At 44.0% G+C, this 18937-nt stretch carries 18 protein-coding genes and 1 riboswitch; of the genes, 5 read left to right on the plus strand and 13 right to left on the minus strand.

The genetic code is table 11. From position 1 onward, the window contains the following. Positions 1–17: 17 nt before the first annotated feature. Complete coding sequence (locus D3H55_RS11895; RefSeq protein WP_276310235.1) at positions 18–296, minus strand: DUF6123 family protein; 279 nt, start codon at positions 294–296, stop codon at positions 18–20. Positions 297–568: 272 nt separating this feature from the next. Continuing rightward, positions 569–1054, minus strand: a complete 486-nt coding sequence (locus D3H55_RS11900) for a divergent PAP2 family protein (RefSeq protein ID WP_119547140.1) — start codon at positions 1052–1054, stop codon at positions 569–571. A 313-nt stretch (positions 1055–1367) separates the two neighbouring features. Between D3H55_RS11900 and sspL the strand changes: the two genes are divergently transcribed. Continuing rightward, on the plus strand, positions 1368–1508 hold the full coding sequence (gene sspL / locus D3H55_RS11910) for a small, acid-soluble spore protein L (RefSeq protein WP_119547142.1): 141 nt from the start codon (positions 1368–1370) through the stop codon (positions 1506–1508). 73 nt (positions 1509–1581) lie between these two features. Here sspL and D3H55_RS11915 read toward each other — a convergent pair whose 3' ends face one another. The 7 genes from D3H55_RS11915 to D3H55_RS11940 all read right to left on the minus strand — a co-directional run bounded on the left by D3H55_RS11915 (position 1582) and on the right by D3H55_RS11940 (position 9651). Beyond that, positions 1582–2490 (minus strand): 5'-3' exonuclease, encoded by a 909-nt coding sequence (locus D3H55_RS11915; RefSeq protein WP_119547143.1) that lies wholly within the window; start codon positions 2488–2490, stop codon positions 1582–1584. Between the two features lie 207 nt (positions 2491–2697). Then, entirely contained in the window at positions 2698–3534 is an 837-nt protein-coding gene (locus D3H55_RS11920) for a sulfurtransferase (RefSeq protein ID WP_119547144.1), read from the minus strand. Beyond that, complete coding sequence (locus D3H55_RS11925; protein ID WP_240628558.1) at positions 3521–3730, minus strand: hypothetical protein; 210 nt, start codon at positions 3728–3730, stop codon at positions 3521–3523. The genes D3H55_RS11920 and D3H55_RS11925 overlap by 14 nt, the downstream gene beginning before the upstream one ends. A gap of 5 nt (positions 3731–3735) precedes the next feature. After that, positions 3736–7386 (minus strand): dynamin family protein, encoded by a 3651-nt coding sequence (locus D3H55_RS11930; protein ID WP_119547145.1) that lies wholly within the window; start codon positions 7384–7386, stop codon positions 3736–3738. Positions 7387–7564: 178 nt separating this feature from the next. After that, positions 7565–7729: a hypothetical protein gene (locus tag D3H55_RS24270; RefSeq protein WP_168413057.1), complete on the minus strand. Its 165-nt coding sequence runs from the start codon at positions 7727–7729 to the stop codon at positions 7565–7567. 282 nt (positions 7730–8011) lie between these two features. Then, the gene (locus D3H55_RS11935) at positions 8012–8581 is read right to left on the minus strand and encodes an isoprenylcysteine carboxyl methyltransferase family protein (RefSeq protein ID WP_119547146.1); all 570 of its coding nucleotides are present in this window, start codon (positions 8579–8581) and stop codon (positions 8012–8014) included. Then, a complete protein-coding gene (locus tag D3H55_RS11940; protein WP_119547147.1) occupies positions 8578–9651 on the minus strand; it encodes a type III polyketide synthase in 1074 nt (357 codons plus the stop codon). The genes D3H55_RS11935 and D3H55_RS11940 overlap by 4 nt, the downstream gene beginning before the upstream one ends. A gap of 256 nt (positions 9652–9907) precedes the next feature. Between D3H55_RS11940 and D3H55_RS11945 the strand changes: the two genes are divergently transcribed. After that, entirely contained in the window at positions 9908–10366 is a 459-nt protein-coding gene (locus D3H55_RS11945) for a chemotaxis protein CheX (RefSeq protein WP_119547148.1), read from the plus strand. A gap of 68 nt (positions 10367–10434) precedes the next feature. Here D3H55_RS11945 and D3H55_RS11950 read toward each other — a convergent pair whose 3' ends face one another. The 3 genes from D3H55_RS11950 to D3H55_RS11960 all read right to left on the minus strand — a co-directional run bounded on the left by D3H55_RS11950 (position 10435) and on the right by D3H55_RS11960 (position 14360). Further along, entirely contained in the window at positions 10435–11205 is a 771-nt protein-coding gene (locus D3H55_RS11950; protein ID WP_119547149.1) for an SDR family NAD(P)-dependent oxidoreductase, read from the minus strand. 1278 nt (positions 11206–12483) lie between these two features. Further along, positions 12484–13779, minus strand: coding sequence for a nucleobase:cation symporter-2 family protein (locus tag D3H55_RS11955; protein WP_136035691.1), 1296 nt, complete (start codon positions 13777–13779; stop codon positions 12484–12486). Continuing rightward, positions 13776–14360, minus strand: a complete 585-nt coding sequence (locus tag D3H55_RS11960; protein ID WP_119547228.1) for a xanthine phosphoribosyltransferase — start codon at positions 14358–14360, stop codon at positions 13776–13778. Before D3H55_RS11960 ends, D3H55_RS11955 begins: the two co-directional genes overlap by 4 nt. A gap of 122 nt (positions 14361–14482) precedes the next feature. Further along, positions 14483–14584, minus strand: a riboswitch (purine riboswitch). Between the two features lie 255 nt (positions 14585–14839). On the opposite strand from D3H55_RS11960, the gene D3H55_RS11965 reads away from it, so the two are divergent. The 3 genes from D3H55_RS11965 to D3H55_RS11975 are packed head-to-tail and all read left to right on the plus strand — an operon-like array spanning position 14840 to position 17130. Continuing rightward, positions 14840–14989, plus strand: a complete 150-nt coding sequence (locus tag D3H55_RS11965; RefSeq protein WP_119547151.1) for a cytochrome c oxidase subunit 2A — start codon at positions 14840–14842, stop codon at positions 14987–14989. A gap of 19 nt (positions 14990–15008) precedes the next feature. Next, positions 15009–15488 (plus strand): cupredoxin domain-containing protein, encoded by a 480-nt coding sequence (locus D3H55_RS11970; protein ID WP_119547152.1) that lies wholly within the window; start codon positions 15009–15011, stop codon positions 15486–15488. Between the two features lies 1 nt (position 15489). Next, positions 15490–17130 (plus strand): b(o/a)3-type cytochrome-c oxidase subunit 1, encoded by a 1641-nt coding sequence (locus tag D3H55_RS11975; protein WP_119547153.1) that lies wholly within the window; start codon positions 15490–15492, stop codon positions 17128–17130. A gap of 88 nt (positions 17131–17218) precedes the next feature. On the opposite strand, the gene D3H55_RS11980 is transcribed toward D3H55_RS11975, so the two are convergent. Next, positions 17219–18733, minus strand: coding sequence for a carboxypeptidase M32 (locus tag D3H55_RS11980; protein ID WP_119547154.1), 1515 nt, complete (start codon positions 18731–18733; stop codon positions 17219–17221). Between the last annotated feature and the right edge of the window lie 204 nt (positions 18734–18937).

The following is an 18937-nucleotide window of genomic DNA, read 5'->3' on the forward strand; positions in this document are numbered from 1 at the left end:
CCTTCTAAACATTTTCATTAAGCCAATAATTGAATGCTTTCTGCATATCTCCATGCTTCCTGGTGTGTATTGATGTTATTGGCATGCAGTGTTTCCAGCAAGGACATATAGAAGCTGTTGTCGAATCTTTTCTGTGCTTTCAATGTAATCTCAATGGCTGTATTAACAATTTCATCAGAAACATTCACTGACCTTTTTCCAAAGTAGATAAAGCCGATTGCATCTTCCCCAAATTTAAATCCTTTATTCTCTAAATGCATAAGAAAATCTTCGGTTGTTTGTTTATTATATTTCACAATTTCCCTCACCCTGTGTCAGAAGTTCTTTGTTTGTTTGCCATTAACGTGTTTCCTATATCTTTTTTACCTTTTAAGGAGGCAGTACGCCTCTGAACGGGGCACCTGCGCTTTTGGTTCGGCCAGCTCCGGTGCCCCAGCGGCTAGCTAACTCCCCTCCTTCTTCTTGCGATAAGTCATCATCGAATCGCTCTGCTCTTCGTGATTCCTTTATCTCATGCGAAGGCGGTCGAGTTTGTACGCCGCTGAACAGGGCACCTGCGCTTTTGGTTCTATCTTACAAAAAATCTTTTCTTTTGACTATCTTTTTTTCCGAGGAGGAAGCTTGTTCCGCCTATGACTGAGCCGAGTATTGCGCCGCCTATTACTTCAACGGGCTGGTGTCCCAGCATTTCTTTCAGCCTTTTAGGTTTTTCTTCAAAAGGAATCGGCTCATCATCGTGCGCTTTTCGAACCAATTCGTCCAGTGAGTTCACTTTCAGAGTCAGTTCACCGGTTTGTCTTCGTATACCTTGGGCATCATACATGACAATCAGCCCAAAGATGAATGACAGTGCAAAATCGATTGTTGAAAGGCCTTTTTTCAATGCAATAAAGGTGGTCAGTGACGAAACACCCGCTGAGTGTGAACTTGGCATGCCGCCTGTTTGAAAAAACAGCATAGGTTTCCACTTTCCCGTTTTAATGAAGTGCAAAGGAATTTTAAGTGCCTGTGCAAAAAATATGCTGAAAAGAGCTGTTACTATTCCTCTATTCATCTGTTCTCCCCCCTGAAATATTATTCAAAACCAAGCATGGTATTAGTTTATCCAATAGATCTTTTTACATTAGGCTGTTTTGGCATATATTGTTGCTTTCGGAAAAATCCCAGGTGCCGGATTTTCCCCCTGTATTCAAAGGGTTTACTCTCGAAAAAGAACGAGCAGCTCTTTTCTTCCCTGCTTACCGGGGCTTTTACATCGATTTACCAGGATATTATTTGAAATTATTATTGTATAGCAACAAAGTTTACGAAAAGAGCCTTACATTAAAAACACCTTGTATGGTGAAGATATTAATGGAGGTGACAAGATGAGCAAAGAACATAATAAGAACAGAGGCACTAAAGCTCAAGCAGTCAACCCTCAGGGGTTTGCTCAAGACGGCACCAGGACTCCCGATCCTAAATCAAGGCTGGAAAACAGAGCTAAAAAGTCGAATACAAAGATTTAATACAACGTAGAATAAAACAGGGATTTATCAGGGGCAATCAACCCCTGATAAATCCCTGTTTTAGCATACTTGCTCATGCGTGCTGGCTGAGCAAATGATCTTTTCCAATCAGGAACCGGCGCAAGGCCCTGAGTTCCATTTCTTCCATTAACAAAACGGCTTCCGATGCAATCGATCCCCATTTTGCCGCTTCCATCTGAAACTCCAGAGGCACGTCGCATTTGATTTCAGCAAGCTGCCGTGAAAGATGAAGCATATCCAGATCTGCTTCGATTTTTTTCCTTTGTCCAGGTGTCAGAAGATGCAGGCTTTCCAGGATTCCCTGTATGTGCTGATGCTCCTGAATCAATTTTATGGCTGTCTTTTCCCCAATGCCTTTCACTCCAGGGTACCCGTCGCTGGTGTCTCCCATCAATGCTTTCACATCGATGAATTGCTCCGGTGTCAGTCCCTTTTCTTCTATGAAATACTCCTTGGTATAAGTCAGATAATTGCCAAATCCCTTTTTCAATAGAACCACATCGATATTATCGTCGAGCAGCTGAAGCAGATCCTGGTCGCCGCTCAAGATTGAAACTTTTGTGCTTTTTGGAGCACTCTTGGCAATTGTCCCTATACAGTCATCAGCCTCAAAGCCGCTCATGCCGATATTATAAAGGGCAAATCCTTCAGCAACCTCTTTTGCCAAATCAAATTGAGGAATCAATTCAACCGGGGGAGCATTTCGGTTCGCCTTGTAGTCTGAGTATATTTCATTTCTGAATGTCGCGCTTCCCATATCCCAGCAAACGGCCGTATGGGTGGGATTGATATGTTCTACAGCCATCAGCAGATGCTTCATGAAGCCCTGTACACCATTGGTAGGCTGTCCTTTTGAATTTATCATGAATTGTCCAGAAACAGCTGTTGCGAAAAATGAACGGAATAATAGTGCCATACCATCGATCAATAATAGATGTTCATTGTGTTTTTCCACAGTCATCACTCCTTTGTCCACTATGCATTATAACATATTTCAGTAATTTATTTTTTTGAAATTCTTAGGAGGGACATTTATACCATTTGCAGCATCCTTTTCCCATAATAAAAACCATGAAGCCTTTTACTGAGTCATAATTCGGCTAAATCTATCAAAAGAGAATTCTAAACCAAAGGGAAGACCTGTTCCAATCAGGAACAGGTCTTCCTTCTAGTTTTCCTTTGTTTCCACTTCGTGTCCGTCGTAGGAAATCCAGTCGCTGTAGCTCCCCGGATAGAGCTTCGCCTTTTGATGGCCGGAAGACCATAAAGACAAGATATTGGGGACGGCTGTTACACCAGAGCCACAATATACGATAAGGGGCTTTTCTTTATCCAGGTGCTCCCACCTTCTATGCTGGTCTTCATCGGAAAGAAAGCGGCCATTTTCAAGTGCTTCCGTCCACTCATAATTTACAGCTCCAGGTATATGTCCGGGTACCTTATCGATAGGTTCTACCAATCCAAGGTAGCGGTTTCTTGACCTTGAATCAATAAGGATGCCTTCGGATTCCTTTCGTGAGACTTTCCTGACATCTTCGACTGTGGCAACCATGCCTTCATTCAAATGGGGAGCAAATTGTCCTATGTTATAATAAGGGACCTCTTTAGTAACAGGCAGATTGCGTTTTTTCCAGGCTGGGTATCCCCCGTTCAACACGAAGGCATCCCTGTGCCCGATATATTTCAAAAGCCACCAGCATCGTGAAGCAAACGCTTCCTCCCCGCCGTCATATATAACAACCACTGTGTCGTTCCCGATTCCTGCCTTTTCGAGTTTGGAAACAAACTCTTCAATCTTCGGAAGGGGATGCCTTCCGCCATGCTCCTTAACCTTTCCAGACAAATCTTCTTCCAAATCAAAATAAACCGCTCCAGGAATATGGTCTTGTTCATATTTCCTTTTACCATAGTCAGGCTCATCAAGTTTATAGCGGCAGTCTATAACCCTGACTTCTCCGCTCAAATAATTCATCTCCAGCCAGGAAATCTCTTTAGTGTTCTCCATTATCCCTGTCATCCTCCTTTTTCATCAGCTTCCTGATATGATCTTTTGGATTCCAGCAATTGAATTGATACTCGGGCTTGGTTTCAAAACCAAGCCGTTTACAATGATAAAGCATTTTTCCATCCATTCTTTCCGCTGAGAAGTGTCTGCAGGTGGCACAAGCATGATAACGGCTGTCCTTCATCTTCTTATCCATCACTCTTACCGGTTAACTGACAGCCTTGCATAGATATTTTTCCAGCTCTGCAGATTTTCGCTTGATTTCAATGCATCGAGCCATGAATCGATTTGTGCCGCAGACTCTGCTAATACCTCTTTTGTCATCCTTGAATGTTCTTTTTCCAGGAATTCCACCGCCCAATCAGTGATTTGCTGCTTGGAGTGTGACAAATAGTCATCCGCTGGTTCTTGAAGAGTTTCGTTCAGCTTTTCCGCCATCTTTTTCTTGCCGTTATTTTCGAAAAAATCCCTTTGGTTCCTGAAGTCTTTCATCACTGGCTGGAAACGTTCTCTTTCTATAGTTGAGAACGCATTTGAAAAGCTTATTTCCGATGGCCTTCCGTATTCATAGGGAGTGAATACCAGGTTCCCTTCCATCTTGTTTATCTTTTCGCTATACATTTCAAATTGTGAAATCAATTTCTTTTCAGCAAATTTCTCTGCTCTTAATGTCGTTGCACGCATTTCCTGTGCAAAATCGAATCCCAAGGATTCCAGCAGTTCTTCCAATGCTGCTTGCAATGCTGCTTGCAATGCTGCTTTTGCTGAAGAATGCTGTGAGAAAACAGCAGGATGGAATGCTTCTTTGAAGAAGTCTGAAAAGCGAAGAAACACTCTTTGTTTCACATAATGAATCAATTCTTTTATTTCCTGTGAAACACGAAGCTTAAGGCTTTCAGGGGCTTCGCCATTCAGGAAAGAATGAATCTTTTCTTTTAACTCCTGCAATTCCTCTATTCTTGCATCGCGTTTTCTTTTATCGAGGGAAGAGTTCTCAATCAGAGTCTTCAAGCGGTCAAGGCCTCTATTCCATTCTGCTTCTGCAGACTGCGCAGCAATCAATTTCAACTCTCCGTCAATGAATGTATCAAAGTCCTTCTTGAAAGATTCTATTCCGGAATCGATTCTGTTTTCCTGCTCCATCGCCTGTTTAGAGGATACCCCGAAAATACGCGGAAAACGGATCCCGTATTCCACCAGCTGCCCTTGAACGTAATCGATGACATCCTGTTTCTCTTCCTGGTCCTTTGCTAAATCGACAGCATTTACTATGAAAAACATTTTATCAAGCTCAAAGGCATCTTTTACCCTTCCAAGCTGAATGAGGAATTCACGGTCCGCTTTTGCAAATGCATGATTATAATAGGTTACGAACAGGATTGCATCCGAGTTTTTTATATATTGGAAAGCGACACCGGTATGCCGGGCATTGATGGAATCAGCACCCGGTGTATCCACGAGGGTGATTCCCTGCCTAGTGATCGGAGAGTCATAGAATAGGTCAATGGACTCTACATAACATGACTGGCTCTCATTTGCTACAAATCCCCTGAATCCTTCCAGGTTGACCTTCAATACTTCTCCAAGCTGTGAATGATAATCTTTGTATCCTTTTAAAAATGCGGCAAGAAAGGAAAGGTGGATCTTTTCTTTTCCTTCTCCATCATTCCTTTTCAACAGATCAGGAATACGCTGTGCTGCCGACTCCAGGGATTCAGCTTGCTCCCCAAACACCTTCATTGAATTCTTGACGTCGATCAACATCTGCTGTTCTGTCTTCAGGTACACCAGCGCCGTTTCGTGTTTGTTCCCATCCATCGGCGGCCTGATGCGGTTTATGGAGGCTGTGGTCGGATTCGGGCTTACAGGCAGCACTTTACTTCCGAGAAGCGCATTGGCAAAGGAGGACTTACCAGCGCTGAATGCGCCAAATAAGGCAATCGTGAAATGCTGGTCCTGCAGTCTTTCCGCTTTCCTCTTCAATACTTGTGCAGTCTGCTTCAAACCCTGGATTTCCTCGTAGCTCTCCGCCATTTCGTTCAGGCGGTCAATCAATGGTTCCATTGCGATTTGCTGGTTTTCACTCTCATTACCGACGGCTTCTGTTTCAGCAATGGGAGCTGACTCTTGCTGGATTTCTTCTTTTTTCCCAGCATCGGAGTACAGGATATATTCATTCTCGTTTTCTTCCCACTTATCTTCCCATCCAATGACGGTCTCATCGGAATTCACATTTACCGTATCTTCTACGACGCTTTGCAGGTTGCTGGTCTTGATTTCTACGTCTTCTTTATAAAAATCCAGTTCTTTAAGGGCATCCGCTTTTTCTTTGATCAGCTTATATTGTTCTGCAAGCGCTTCATTTTCTTCGGTTTTTTCTAACCCCACAAGTTCCGTCAGCTGCAGCTTCAAGCTCTCTGTCTCTCTCCGGGCCTTCCTCTTTATTCTTCCTGCCAGCTCCTCACAATAATTCAATACATACTCGCCTGTCACCCTGGCACCTGTTCTTGCCGTCTCTTTAAGATCGGATTCTGTCAACTCGACTGTCAGGCCTTCAGAATCGGCCAAAAGGCCCTCATCATGGAATCCTGCCTGCTTCATTACGAGACTGCCCAACCCTCTAAGATGCCACTCAAGCTGGGACTCAATTTTGCTATTTAGATCCTTCAGAAATTCATGGGCCCGCTGAATTCTCTCTTCTTCTGTCTTCTTCTTTGAAAAGAACATCCCTACTTTGAAGTCATCCTGGAGGGACTCAAGATACCTTTTGGCCAGTTCCCTCGTTTCAAAAGGCATTAAATAGGCATTATCAAGGATTTTTTCTCTTTCTTCCTCGAAGGTTTGTATATATGATTGTGAATTGTTTTCAGCGATTTTCTCCCGTAACTTGACTTCTTTTTCAATGATTGAGTCTGCATTTTCTACATCTTCCGTGGAGATTACCCTTGAGAGTGAATCCTGCTGTTCCTTTAAATTGTCTTTCAGCCATTTTTGGTGATCGCTGACCAGCCGGCTGATCCCTGCTGAGAAAGATCGCTGCAGAAGCTCATCTTTATGTTGAAATTGGCTGTTAATTAAATCCCTGACTTCAGAAAACTCATTATGCGGGTTGTTTTGATCCCTTAATGATGTGAAAAAGATCCTTTCTGGTTCCACCTGCCAGGCTGCAAAAGATTCTGACACAGAATTCTTGAAATGTTCAAAAGATAATTCTTCCTCATCATGCTTATCAATCTGATTCACTATCAGATACAGACGGACGCCATGCTCTGCAAGCTCCCGGGTATACTCAAAATTCAACTGTGACTGTACATGATTGTAATCCATCACATAGAACACGATATCCGCCAGGTGAAGTGCAGACTCGGTGGAAATACGGTGGGCGTCATCCGTACTGTCCACCCCCGGAGTATCGAGCACAGTCACTCCGTCGGGAAGCTTTGAATCCTTTTTACCGATTTCGATACTTTGAACATTTTCCCCGTCTTTGCAGTATCTTTTTACAATATTAAAATCATACGCTCCGTCAAAAAGGACCGGCTGCTTATCATGATAATGAACCTTGGCGAAATCAGAATCAGCCTTGTGGAGCCTCACCAGGTTTGCCGAGGTTGGAATAGGGCTTGACGGCAGCAATTCCTCTCCTGCCAATGCATTGATCATGGTCGATTTGCCTGCGGAAAAATGACCGCAGAAGCCGGCGATGAATTCATTTTTCCAGAACTTATGTGCAAGCAGTTCTGCTTTGGATGCCGCCTCCATGTCACCGCTTTCCCTCAGGGTTTCATATAAAGAGGCGAGCTTATTTATTTTCTCATCAAATGTTGTCTTTGTTTGTGATAGCGATTGCAAACGAACCTTCCCCTTACACCGTTAAATTATATTGATCATTTTTATGCCAAGTTTATTTTATCTTATTATTCACTCCATTCCTATTAAAACATAGCTGAAAATGGAACCTTGCCACAAAAAAAGGACTCAACATTCAAGCTGGTCCTTGAACGTTCAGTCCTTTTTTGGAAGCAATCCATTACCTTTCATAGACTGGAATTAAATCTGATGACTGTTCTCCAGCCGTCTTTCCTTCAGAAGCAGTTACTGCTGTCTTGCTTTTGGATACAAATGTATTCGTCAATACGTACTTCATTAACAAGCCGTATACCACTGCTGTCAGGACAACCAATAACAAAATCATGCCGGAAACCCCTGCCTTTCATGCCCGTCTTGAGAATAATTTTCATCTTCAATTAGAATTTTATCAAAAGTGATAATCATTTTCAATACTTTGTTTTATGCGCTTTCCGTAAACTTCGCTGCTAAGTAATATGAAGTTCAAAAGATATCCTGGTAATTAGCATCAAAACCCCGGAGCATCATAGAAAAGAACAGATCTTTTTTTCGAGAGTAAAACCTTGTAATACAGGGGAAAAATCCGGCACTCGGAACCTTTCCGGAAACAACCATGTTTTACAATCATTCAATCAATTTCCCCTTTTTTGATAACAGGGATAAACCGTTGCTTCCCCTGGTGTATTTCGTGATAGTCGGTAGTATCCGCCAACGCTCTCTCTTCAACAGGTATACGTATCGATAATATAAATTGATTGAGCAGAGCAAAGATAAAAAGTGTCCAATAGGCATTGAAGATCAATGGTATCACAATCAGCTCGACTGTCACTATAAGATAATTGGGATGTTTAATGAATTTGTATGGACCTTTTGCAATGATATCAGCCTGCGGCAAAACGATGATCTTTGTGTTCCAGTAACGTCCAAGAGAGGCAATCACCCAAACCCTTCCTGCCTGGGCAGCCAGAAAAAGGATAAATAATGAAGGCCAATACTCATTGAGCTCCTGCCGCCCCACTGACTGTTCCGCCAGCAGGGAAGTAAAGAACAGCAAATGGATCAGTACCATCAACCTATAATGGTTTTGACCGTACTCCCTGGCCCCCTTTGCCTTCATCCACTTTTCATTTCGTTTCGCAATGATCAATTCGACCAATCGCTGAATGGCGATCACCGAAAACAATAAGTAAAACATCATTCCCACCTCATTAGCAGTAATTCTGAACTGAATCCGGGGCCAAGCGCCACACCCAGTCCTATTTCTCCAGGTTGAGCAGCTTTAGTTAAGTGATCCTTTAGTACATATTGAATTGTGGCAGACGACATATTCCCGAACCTTCTCAAGATTTCTCTTGAACTATCAAGGAGCTTGGGATCGAGTCCCAGAGAAGAGCCGTACGCATCCAATACTTTTTTTCCTCCTGGGTGAGCTATGAAGTGTTTGATGTCCCCTAAAGATAAATCATAGTGCATCAAAAGTTTCTCCACGTTCGGCTTTAGCCAGCTTTCAACGATGGCAGGTATGTCCTTAGAGAACACGACGAAAAGTCCATCATCTTTGACATCCCACCCCATTACATCCAATGAATTTTTCATTGTAGTCGATTGGGTTCCAAAAATCGCAGGAAGCGGTCTGTTCACGACTTTCAATACAGGGCTGTCATCTCCACAGACCAAGGTGCAAGCTGTCCCATCAGCAAACAGGGAGGTCCCTATCAAGTTGCTTTTTGACCTGTCACCATGTTGAAATGTCAAAGAGCAGAGTTCTACCGTCAAAACAAGCACATTCGCTTTTGGGAAAGCGAGGCAGTATTCATACGCTCTAGAAAGTCCGCTCGCCCCTCCCGCACACCCGAGACCCCAAATGGGGATCCTTTTAACCTGTTCCGGAAAAGGAAGGTTGTTCATGATCCTGGCCTCAAGGCTTGGAGTCGCAAGCCCGGTTGAACAAACGGTTATAATCGCATCAATATTTTCGTAGTCAACTGAGGGGCTATTTTCGATACATTTCCGTACTGCTTCTGTTCCTAATTCAACGGCATTACTAATAAATGAATCATTTTTTTCCTGGAAGGACCTCGTACGCTTGAACCACTCCAAATCATGGACGAAATGTCTCGCTTCGATGTCGCCGTTCTGAAAAACAGGCATCAGCCGTTTAATATCCCGGAAGCTTTCCGAAAATAAGTTCTCTGCAAAAATGGCTGCTTCAGCCTGTTTTACACAATAGGGAGGAATAGCAGTTTCAACATTCACTATTTTAGGCATCCAAATCTCTCCTTACATCAGTAAGGATATCTTTTCCATTTCAGAAAGATTCATTCATTTTTCTACGAGCAAAAAATTAAACAGATTGCTGTTGGTGTCGATAAAAGGAATGTAATCATTTTTACTCATGATCGCTATGAGTCATAAGGACCAAACAAGCTTCAAACCGGGTTATTCGATTGGCGAAAATTCAAAACAATCATTCTTTATACCCTGTTTCTATGCTAAGATTAAAAAAAATACTGGAGGAACTGACATGACTACTACAACAAAAAGTGTTACCGATATTTTAAATGGTACGATTCAGTCTATTAAATCGGTCATTCCCCTCCCTGTAAAAGTTGATCAGCCTTCACTTATTACTGAGCCGGTGAAAATACATAGTATGGGCGTTCTGATCGGGCTTACCGGCGACATTCGGGGACAAATCATTATTGATGGGCATGTTGAAGACTTTCAAGGTCTCGGGGCTTCCATGTTCGGAATGCCGCTTGAAGGGGAAATGCTGGAATCCTTTGCAGGGGAACTCGGCAACATGATAGCCGGGAACCTTTCAACCCACATCTCCCAATTGGGCCATTCAATGGATATCACACCGCCAACTGTCATCGTCGGTGAATCGAAGTTATCCGGATTTGACAGAGCCCTGAGGCTGCCACTTTCGTTAGAGAACGTTGGTAAATTCATCGTTGTCATAATGGTGGATACCGCCTGATTTCCTTGGCAAAGAGAGAAGGCCTGCCGCTCTTGCTGGCAGGCCTTCTCTCTTTGTTTATTCAACTATTAAAATCCCTGAATGGTCATTCCTCCATCTACGAAGAGTGTCTGTCCTGTGACATAATTACCTGCATTTGATGCAAGGAATACTGCGGGACCTACCAGCTCTTCCAGTTCCCCAACCCTTTGAAGAGGTGTAACCGCCAAAATATCACTGACATACTGCTCGTCCTGCAGGAGCTTTTCTGTAAGCGGGGTTTTAAAATACCAAGGCCCAATACTGTTCACATTGATGTTATATTTGCCCCATTCAAAAGCAAGAACTTTTGTCATCTGAATCAATGCAGCTTTTGTAGCAGCATACACAACACCTGTCCGAAGTGCAACATGGCCGGCAACCGAAGCAATCGTGATGATTTTTCCGCTGTTCTGCTCTTTCATGATCTTTCCTGTTTCCTGGCTCATCATGAATGCTGACTTCAAGTTGGTATCCATGATTTTCTGCCATTCCTCGTCCGTCACATCAAAAGCTTGCGAGCGGATATTCATGCCTGCATTGTTGACAAGGATGTCTATGGCTCCTGCCTGTTCCTTAACACTAGCAACAGCCCTTTCAACCTCTTCCCTGGACGTGACATCTGTGCTGATTATGTAAGCATTTCTCCCTGTCTTTTCGATATGTGAGGCTGTTTCCTTCAAATCTTCCTCTGTCCTGGATAAAAGCGCAACATCAGCTCCAGCCTCTGCCATACCGATTGCAATCGCGCGTCCGATGCCTCTCCCTGCACCTGTAACAATCGCGGTTTTCCCTTTTAACTCAAATGAGGGTAAAAACATGCCAATCTCCCCTTTCAACGTTACCTTATTTTAACACATACTTGAAGCTTTTCAGGGGGAGATTGCTTTCTGACATCATTCCCCTTTTTGAGGGGGTTTTTGATATAAATTTTGAATCATTATTTTTTTGGTGGCCACTCTGCAAATATCACAAATATTTTCCTGTTCAAACAGGCGCCGGCATTGTTCGCAATAAAACTTTTCCATTACAAAAACCTCCAAGAAATCGTTCTTCTATTTTATGCGCGACGGCTGTATTTGGTGTCTGGAATTTTACTTGTGGGTTTCTTCACTGGAATGCGGGTTCAGGGTCTGGCTGGAATCGTACCCTTTTGGACTTGAATTTCTTCTTGTAGTGGTACGTTCCGCAACTAATCGTATCCCTTGGACCTTGGTGTCCCTTCTGTAGTAGTACGTTTCTGTTCTAATCGTACCTTTTGAATAGGGGTTTCCCTCTTCTAGTGGTACGTTTGGCCGCTAATCGTGCCACTTGGACCTTGGTGTCCTTTCTGTAGTGGTACGTTCTTTTGCTAATCATACCTTTTGAGTCCAGGTTTCCCTCTTATAGGGGTACGTTTGTGGCTAATCGTACCCCTTGGACCTTGGTAACATTTCTGTAGTGGTACTTTTCTTTATTAATCATACCTTTTGAATACGGTTTCCCTCTTATAGCGATACGTTCCGCGGCTAATCGTTCCCCTTGGACCTTGGTGTCCCCTCTGTAGTGGTACGTTTCGCAACTAATCGTACCCTTTCGACCTTGGTGTCCCTTCTGTAGTGGTACGTTTCGCAACTAATCGTACCCTTTCGACCTTGGTGTCCCTTCTGTAGTGGTACGTTTCGCAACTAATCGTACCCTTTCGACCTTGGTGTCCCTTCTGTAGTGGTACGTTCCGCAACTAAACGTACCCTTTCGACCTTGGTGTCCCTTCTGTAGTGGTACGTTTCGCGGCTATTCGTACCCTTTCGACCTTGGTGTCCCTCCTGTAGTGGTACGTTTCGCGGCTATTCGTACCCTTTCGACCTTGGTGTCCCTTCTGTAGTGGTACGTTTCGCAACTAATCGTACCCTTTCGACCTTGGTGTCCCTCCTGTAGTGGTACATTTCGCAACTAAACGTACCCTTTCGACCTTGGTGTCCCTTCTGTAGTGGTACGTTCCGCAACTAAACGTACCCTTTCATGCCCGTTGCTCGCCCAGTAAGGGTACGATTCCCGTTGCAAACAAGATATCAACGAAAAAAGCAGTCCCGGGAACCAGGACTGCCAATCTCATATAGTTATGAAGCTTTCTGCTCAACCACTCTTACCGATCTTTCTGGCTTTCTTACATTGAAGACGATGTTCAGAAGAATGGCGGTTAAGCTTCCTGCAACAATCCCGTTGCTTGTCAGGATCTGCAGGCTGCCCGGCAGCTGGCTGAACATGTCAGGAACCACTGTTACACCCATTCCCATTCCAACTGAGCAAGCAACAATAAGAAGGTTTTCTTGTGAATTGAATTCAACACGGCCAAGCATTTTGATACCATAAGCAACCACCATGCCGAACATGGCGACCATCGCTCCGCCAAGAACAGCGGAAGGAATGATGGTTGTCAAAGCACCGATCTTCGGTACCAGGCCAAGAGCCACCAGCATGCCGCCAGTCAAATAGATGACATTTTTCGTTTTCACCCCTGATAGTTGGGTCAACCCGACGTTCTGAGAATACGTTGTGTAGGGAAACGCGTTAAACAGCGCTCCCAGAACAATCGCTGCTCCTTCAGCACGGTAACCCCTCGCGACATCATTTTCGCCGATTTCTTCTTCACAAATATCACTCAGCGCAAAGTAAACCCCAGTCGATTCAACAAGACTCACCATCGCAACCAAAACCATCGTTAGGATGGCAGTGAGATGAAATTCAGGCATTCCAAAGTAGAAGGGCTGTGCCATATGGAACCATGAAGCTTCCATGACAGGCGCAATGTCTACCTTGCCCATGAATGCTGCGGCCACCGTACCGCCAAGCAGGCCCAACAGAATGGCAACGGCTCTTACAAAACCTTTGAAGAAACGGAACAATAGTATGATGAAAGCCAGCGTCCCAAATGCCAAACCGATATTAGAAAGCGAACCGAAATCGGCTGCTCCCTCTCCCCCTGCCATATTGTTCATGGCAACCGGGATCAGTGTGATTCCGATGATTGTTACAACAGAGCCTGTCACTACAGGCGGAAAGAAACGGATCAACTTGCCGAAATAACCCGCAATCAGCATGACGAACAAACCGGATACCAAGATTGACCCGTAGATTGCCGGAATCCCGAATTGTCCTCCAATCGCGATCATCGGCCCTACTGCTGTAAAAGTACAACCCAGTACAACCGGGAGGCCGATACCGAAGAAGCGATTCTTCCACACTTGCAAAATGGTAGCGACTCCGCACATAAGAATATCAATCGAAACCAGATACGTTAACTGCTCCCCTGTCAGTCCGAGTGCACCGCCGACAATCAAAGGAACAATGACAGCACCTGCATACATGGCAAGAACATGCTGGATGGCAAGCGAAGATAATTTCAGTCTGTTCATACTAATACCTCCTCTGAAAACTCCACTCTGCCATTTTTTAATGATTTTATCCTTGCAAGGGATTCGACCCTGTAGCCTTTCTCTCTCAAAAGTTTTCCGCCGTCCTGGAAAGCTTTTTCTATTACGATTCCAATACCGGCAACCAATGCCCCCGTTTGTTCCACAATAGAAATCAAACCCTCTACCGCTTGTCCATTGGCTAGAAAATCATCGATGATGAGCACGGTATCTTTTTCATTTACATATTTTTCAGAAATGGTTACAGTATTGGTTTCTTCTTTAGTGAATGAGTAGACCTCCGCTGTCAGCAATCCATCCTTTAAGGTAAGGGATTTGCGTTTTCTGGCAAATATGAGGGGAACATCCAGGATAAGGGCAGCCATCACCGCCGGGGCAATCCCGGAAGATTCCAGTGTGACCACTTTCGTAATTCCTTTGCCGGCAAAGCGGCTGGCAAACTCCCCGCCTACCTCTTTCATCAATACGGGGTCCACCTGATGGTTCAAGAAGGAATCCACTTTCAGAACTTCGTCAGATAATACGCATCCTTCTTCGATGATCTTCTTTTCCAACATTTTCATGTCCATTCTCCTCCTTCCGCCCTTCAGGCTATAAAAAAAGCTCAAGGGCATCACACTCAATATAAGTGAGACAATGCCTTTGAGCTTTATTAAAAAACCAAAGAAAAACAGAGTGGGGACCATTCCGTTCATTGCTCACCCATAGTCGGACGATTCACGGTCATCCGGTAGAAACTTGCGGGCCATATCCCCGCGATTATATGAGTAAGTGATATGAATTTAATTACTAGTATAGCAGGTACTTTCAGGAATACAACCCTTTTTCACAAAATAACACGAACATTATAATTATTTTCAAAAATATCATTCGTTTTTGGAGGTTGATTCAACAATTTTCGCTAGTAAAATTCACCTTTTCACCTTCACACATTCTTCACAAATAGTCTTCCCAGGTGTGACATTTATCACAGATAGTTATTCCGTTCATCCTTATTATGAAGATAACAAGAAAATGTTACGCCGCGAAAGGAGTGAGCCGCATGGCAAACCCGCAGTTACATCATAAAACGAAGGTAAAAGCTGAAGATTCTTCATCACTGAAAGGCACTTTGACTGCAGTATTGATTCTTGGTTTGTTTTTAATTTTCAGCTGGTTTGGAGTATTTTACATTTTCATAGATCGTTTCTAAGTGGAAGGGGAAGATTTTTATGCATATGCACCGTTATGAAAAATGGTGGCTTGCTTTAGGTACTGGCTCTCTTATTATTTTCTTAATCATTTTAGGAATCAGCGCATTTCATTCTGGTCATACACCTCCGAGTGCCCAGGCGTATATCGATCCTGAGCAGGTGGACCAAATCGCTCCGTTCAGTGAGCCTGGATTGAAAAAAGTAGAAGGCAGGGACTGGGATTACGAATTGGTGGTTGTCGGTTCCGCTTTCTATTACTTCTCTGGGGAAGAAATAAAGGTCCCTTTAAATTCACGGGTGAAAATTATCGCGACGACCAAGGATGTCGTGCACGGTTTCCAAGTGGCAGGCACAAACATCAATATGATGCTGGAGCCCGGCTTCATCAGTGAGTACGTAACAACCTTTGACAAGGCCGGTGAATACCTCGTTTTGTGTAATGAATATTGCGGGGTTGGTCACCATACGATGAAAACAATGATTAAGGTGGTGGAATAGCATGCTGGCTAAAGTAGATGTTAGAGATGCACGGTTGGCAATGGCTCATTTATATACAGCGTTCATCGCCCTCGCACTAGGGGGCCTGGCTGGTTTACTGCAGGTATTAGTAAGATCAGGAAGATTCACCCTTCCAGCGAATATCGGTTACTATCAGGTATTAACAGTTCATGGTGTTCTATTAGGACTTGTACTTACTACATTTTTTATCATAGGTTTTCAACACGCAGCTATTTCACGGACTTCAGGTACGTATCGAAAAGGCGCAAGATTGACCGGATGGATTGGATTTTGGGTTATGCTGCTTGGCACAGGAATGGCTGCAGTAATGATCCTTCTGAATGAAGCAACAGTCCTTTATACTTTCTATGCACCGCTTCAGGCTCACTGGATCTTCTATCTTGGATTGACCTTCGTCGTTATTGGAAGCTGGATTGGCGGAGCCGCCATGATTGCTGAATATATCAATTGGCGAAAACAGCACCCTGGACAAACCAGCCCGCTGCTCACCTTCATGGCGATTATCAATATGGTTTTGTGGATTGTCGCCACTCTGGGTGTTGCTGGTACAGTGTTATTTCAACTGCTTCCCTGGTCACTTGGACTTGTCGATGAAGTCGATGTTCTTATCAGCAGGACCTTATTCTGGTACTTCGGCCACCCGCTCGTATACTTCTGGCTTCTGCCGGCTTACATGGCCTGGTATGTCATCATTCCAAAAGTCATTGGCGGTAAAATTTTCTCAGATTCCCTGGCTCGGTTGTCTTTCATCCTGTTCCTGCTGTTTTCGATTCCAGTAGGTTTTCACCATCAGTTAGTTGAACCGGGTATTGATGCTGCTTGGAAGTTCTTGCAGGTCACATTGACGTTCATGGTTGTCATTCCATCACTTATGACGGCATTCTCATTATTTGCAACGTTCGAAATGTACGGCCGCTCCAAAGGGGCCACCGGGTTGTTCGGCTGGTTCAAAAAGCTTCCTTGGGGAGATGCCCGATTCTGTGTCCCTTTCATTGGAATGGTCGCTTTCATCCCTGCTGGTGCAGGCGGATTGATCAATGCTTCCAATCAAATGAACCAGGTTGTCCACAATACCATTTGGGTAACCGGACATTTCCATTTGACACTGGCCACTTCTGTTGTACTTACTTTCTTTGGCATCGCCTACTGGCTCGTCCCCCATTTAACTGGACGCGTCCTTACTAAGGCCATGAACAGATTAGCGATTGTTCAAGCCATTACATGGGCTGTCGGTATGAGTATCATGTCTGGCGCAATGCACGCTGTCGGTTTGCTTGGGGCACCAAGACGTTCTTCTTACTCAACTTATGGTGATGCGCAGCAAGCCTTGGACTGGATTCCTTATCAAGTAGCACAGGCAGTCGGCGGAACAATTCTTTTCCTTGGAATCATCCTGATTCTCTACATCTTCATCAATCTCGCATTCTTTGCTCCTAAAGGCGAGGAGGAATTCCCGATTGGCGAAACAGCCGATGAAGCAGAAAAGACACCTATGGTTCTGGAAAACTGGAAAATCTGGCTTACCGTTTTAACAGCCCTGATCTTAGTAGCCTACACGATTCCATTTGCGGAAATGATTCAAAATGCGCCTCCGGGATCCAAAGGATTTAAATTATGGTAGATAATAAAAACAGGCATCCAATTTGGATGCCTGTTTTTATTGGTGCATGGTTCGGATTAAAAAGGAAAAAAAGCCGGCTTTTATTGCATTAAGATAAGTTATATACACCAGAGTATTTCTCTGTCAAGTAGTTTACAAGGTGAGCGGCGTTCAGCCCTTCCCCTGTTACTTCTGTCAGGATCTCAAGCGGTTTTTTCATTTTTCCCCACTGGTGGACATTCTTTGTCATCCATTCGCGGATCGGGGCAAGGTCCCCTTTTTCTAGTAATTCATCATAGTGAGGAATATCTTTAATCATAGCCTGCTTGAATTGGGCTGCATACATGTAGCCGAGTGCGTAGGATGGGAAGTATCCAAAGCTTCCGCCTGCCCAATGGACATCCTGCAGAACCCCTCTCGCATTCGTTTCTGGACGTATTCCCAAATATTCCTCATATTTGTCATTCCAGATTTGCGGCAGGTCTTTCACTTCGATTTCATCATTGAAAAGGCCTTTTTCAATTTCATATCTGATCATGATGTGGAGCGGATATGTCAGTTCATCGGCTTCAATTCTGATCAAAGAAGGCTTTGATTCATTGATGGCACGGTAAAATTCATCAAGTTCCACACTATCAAACTGCCCATTTCCATACTCTTTAAGGAGAGAGTAGTTCTTTTTCCAGAAGGAATAGTTTCGTCCTACGAAGTTTTCATAGAATAGTGATTGCGATTCATGGATCCCCATGGACGTCCCGGTAGCCAGAGGAGTCCCTGTTAAGTCGCTTGAAATATTTTGTTCATAAAGTGCGTGGCCGCCTTCATGGATGGTTCCAAATATGGCTGTCCTCCAGTCACCCTCATCGTATTTCGTTGTAACCCTTACATCCCCCGGATTTAAGCCGATGGCAAATGGGTGGACCGTTTCGTCCAGTCTGCCTGAATTGAAATCATAGCCCATTTGTTCAAGGATTTTCAGGCTGAATTCCTTCTGGTTTTCTTTAGGGAACTGTTCAAAGATGAAGTCCGTTTTTGGCTTGTTGCTGCTTTCACTGATACGCTGCACAAGCGGAACGATTTTTTCACGAAGTTCCCCGAACACTCTGTCCAGTACCTCGACGGTGACACCTGGTTCATACATGTCAAGCAATGTATTATATTTATTGCCCTCGTATCCCCAATAGCCAATGAATTTCTTGGTTATTTCCACCAATTTTTCCAAGTAAGGCTGGAAGGAATCGAAGTCATCATTGGCTTTGGCACCTTCCCAGGCACTTTCTGCTTTGGATTGCAGGACAACATATTCCTTGTATTCATCTGCAGGGATTTTTTTGTTCCGGTCATATTCTTTTTGGCATTCTTCCAAAACCTTAAGGGCCATTTGTGATAGTCCATCTTTTTGTGTGGATAATTTAGCTATGTATGCTGCCATTTCTTCACTGGTTGACATTTGGAATACTTCAGAAGATAGCAGTCCTATGACTTCTGAGCGCTGTTCAACCCCGTTCTTAGGAGCCCCTGTCCTCAAATCCCAAAAAATAAGACCCAGTGCTTCATTATAGGCTGACATCTTTTTCACATATTCTAAGAAGTCTTTTTCAATCTCTTTAATTTCTGTTGTCATGTTACTCCCCCTAATCTCTAGCGTCTTTCCAATTTTATCATATTTTTCAGAAAAATACCCGTAAATCCACTTATAAGCCGTTTAGTATTTTGGAAACGAATTGTTAATTTCCGCTACAGGCGCACGGCTCCGCGGGGCGGGCGGTGAGCCTCCTCGGCTGCGCCTGCGGGGTCTCACCTGTCCCGCTAATCCCGCGGGAGGTCG

Source organism: Bacillus salacetis, assembly GCF_003581585.1.
GTDB classification, from domain to species: Bacteria; Bacillota; Bacilli; order Bacillales; family Bacillaceae_B; genus Rossellomorea; species Rossellomorea salacetis.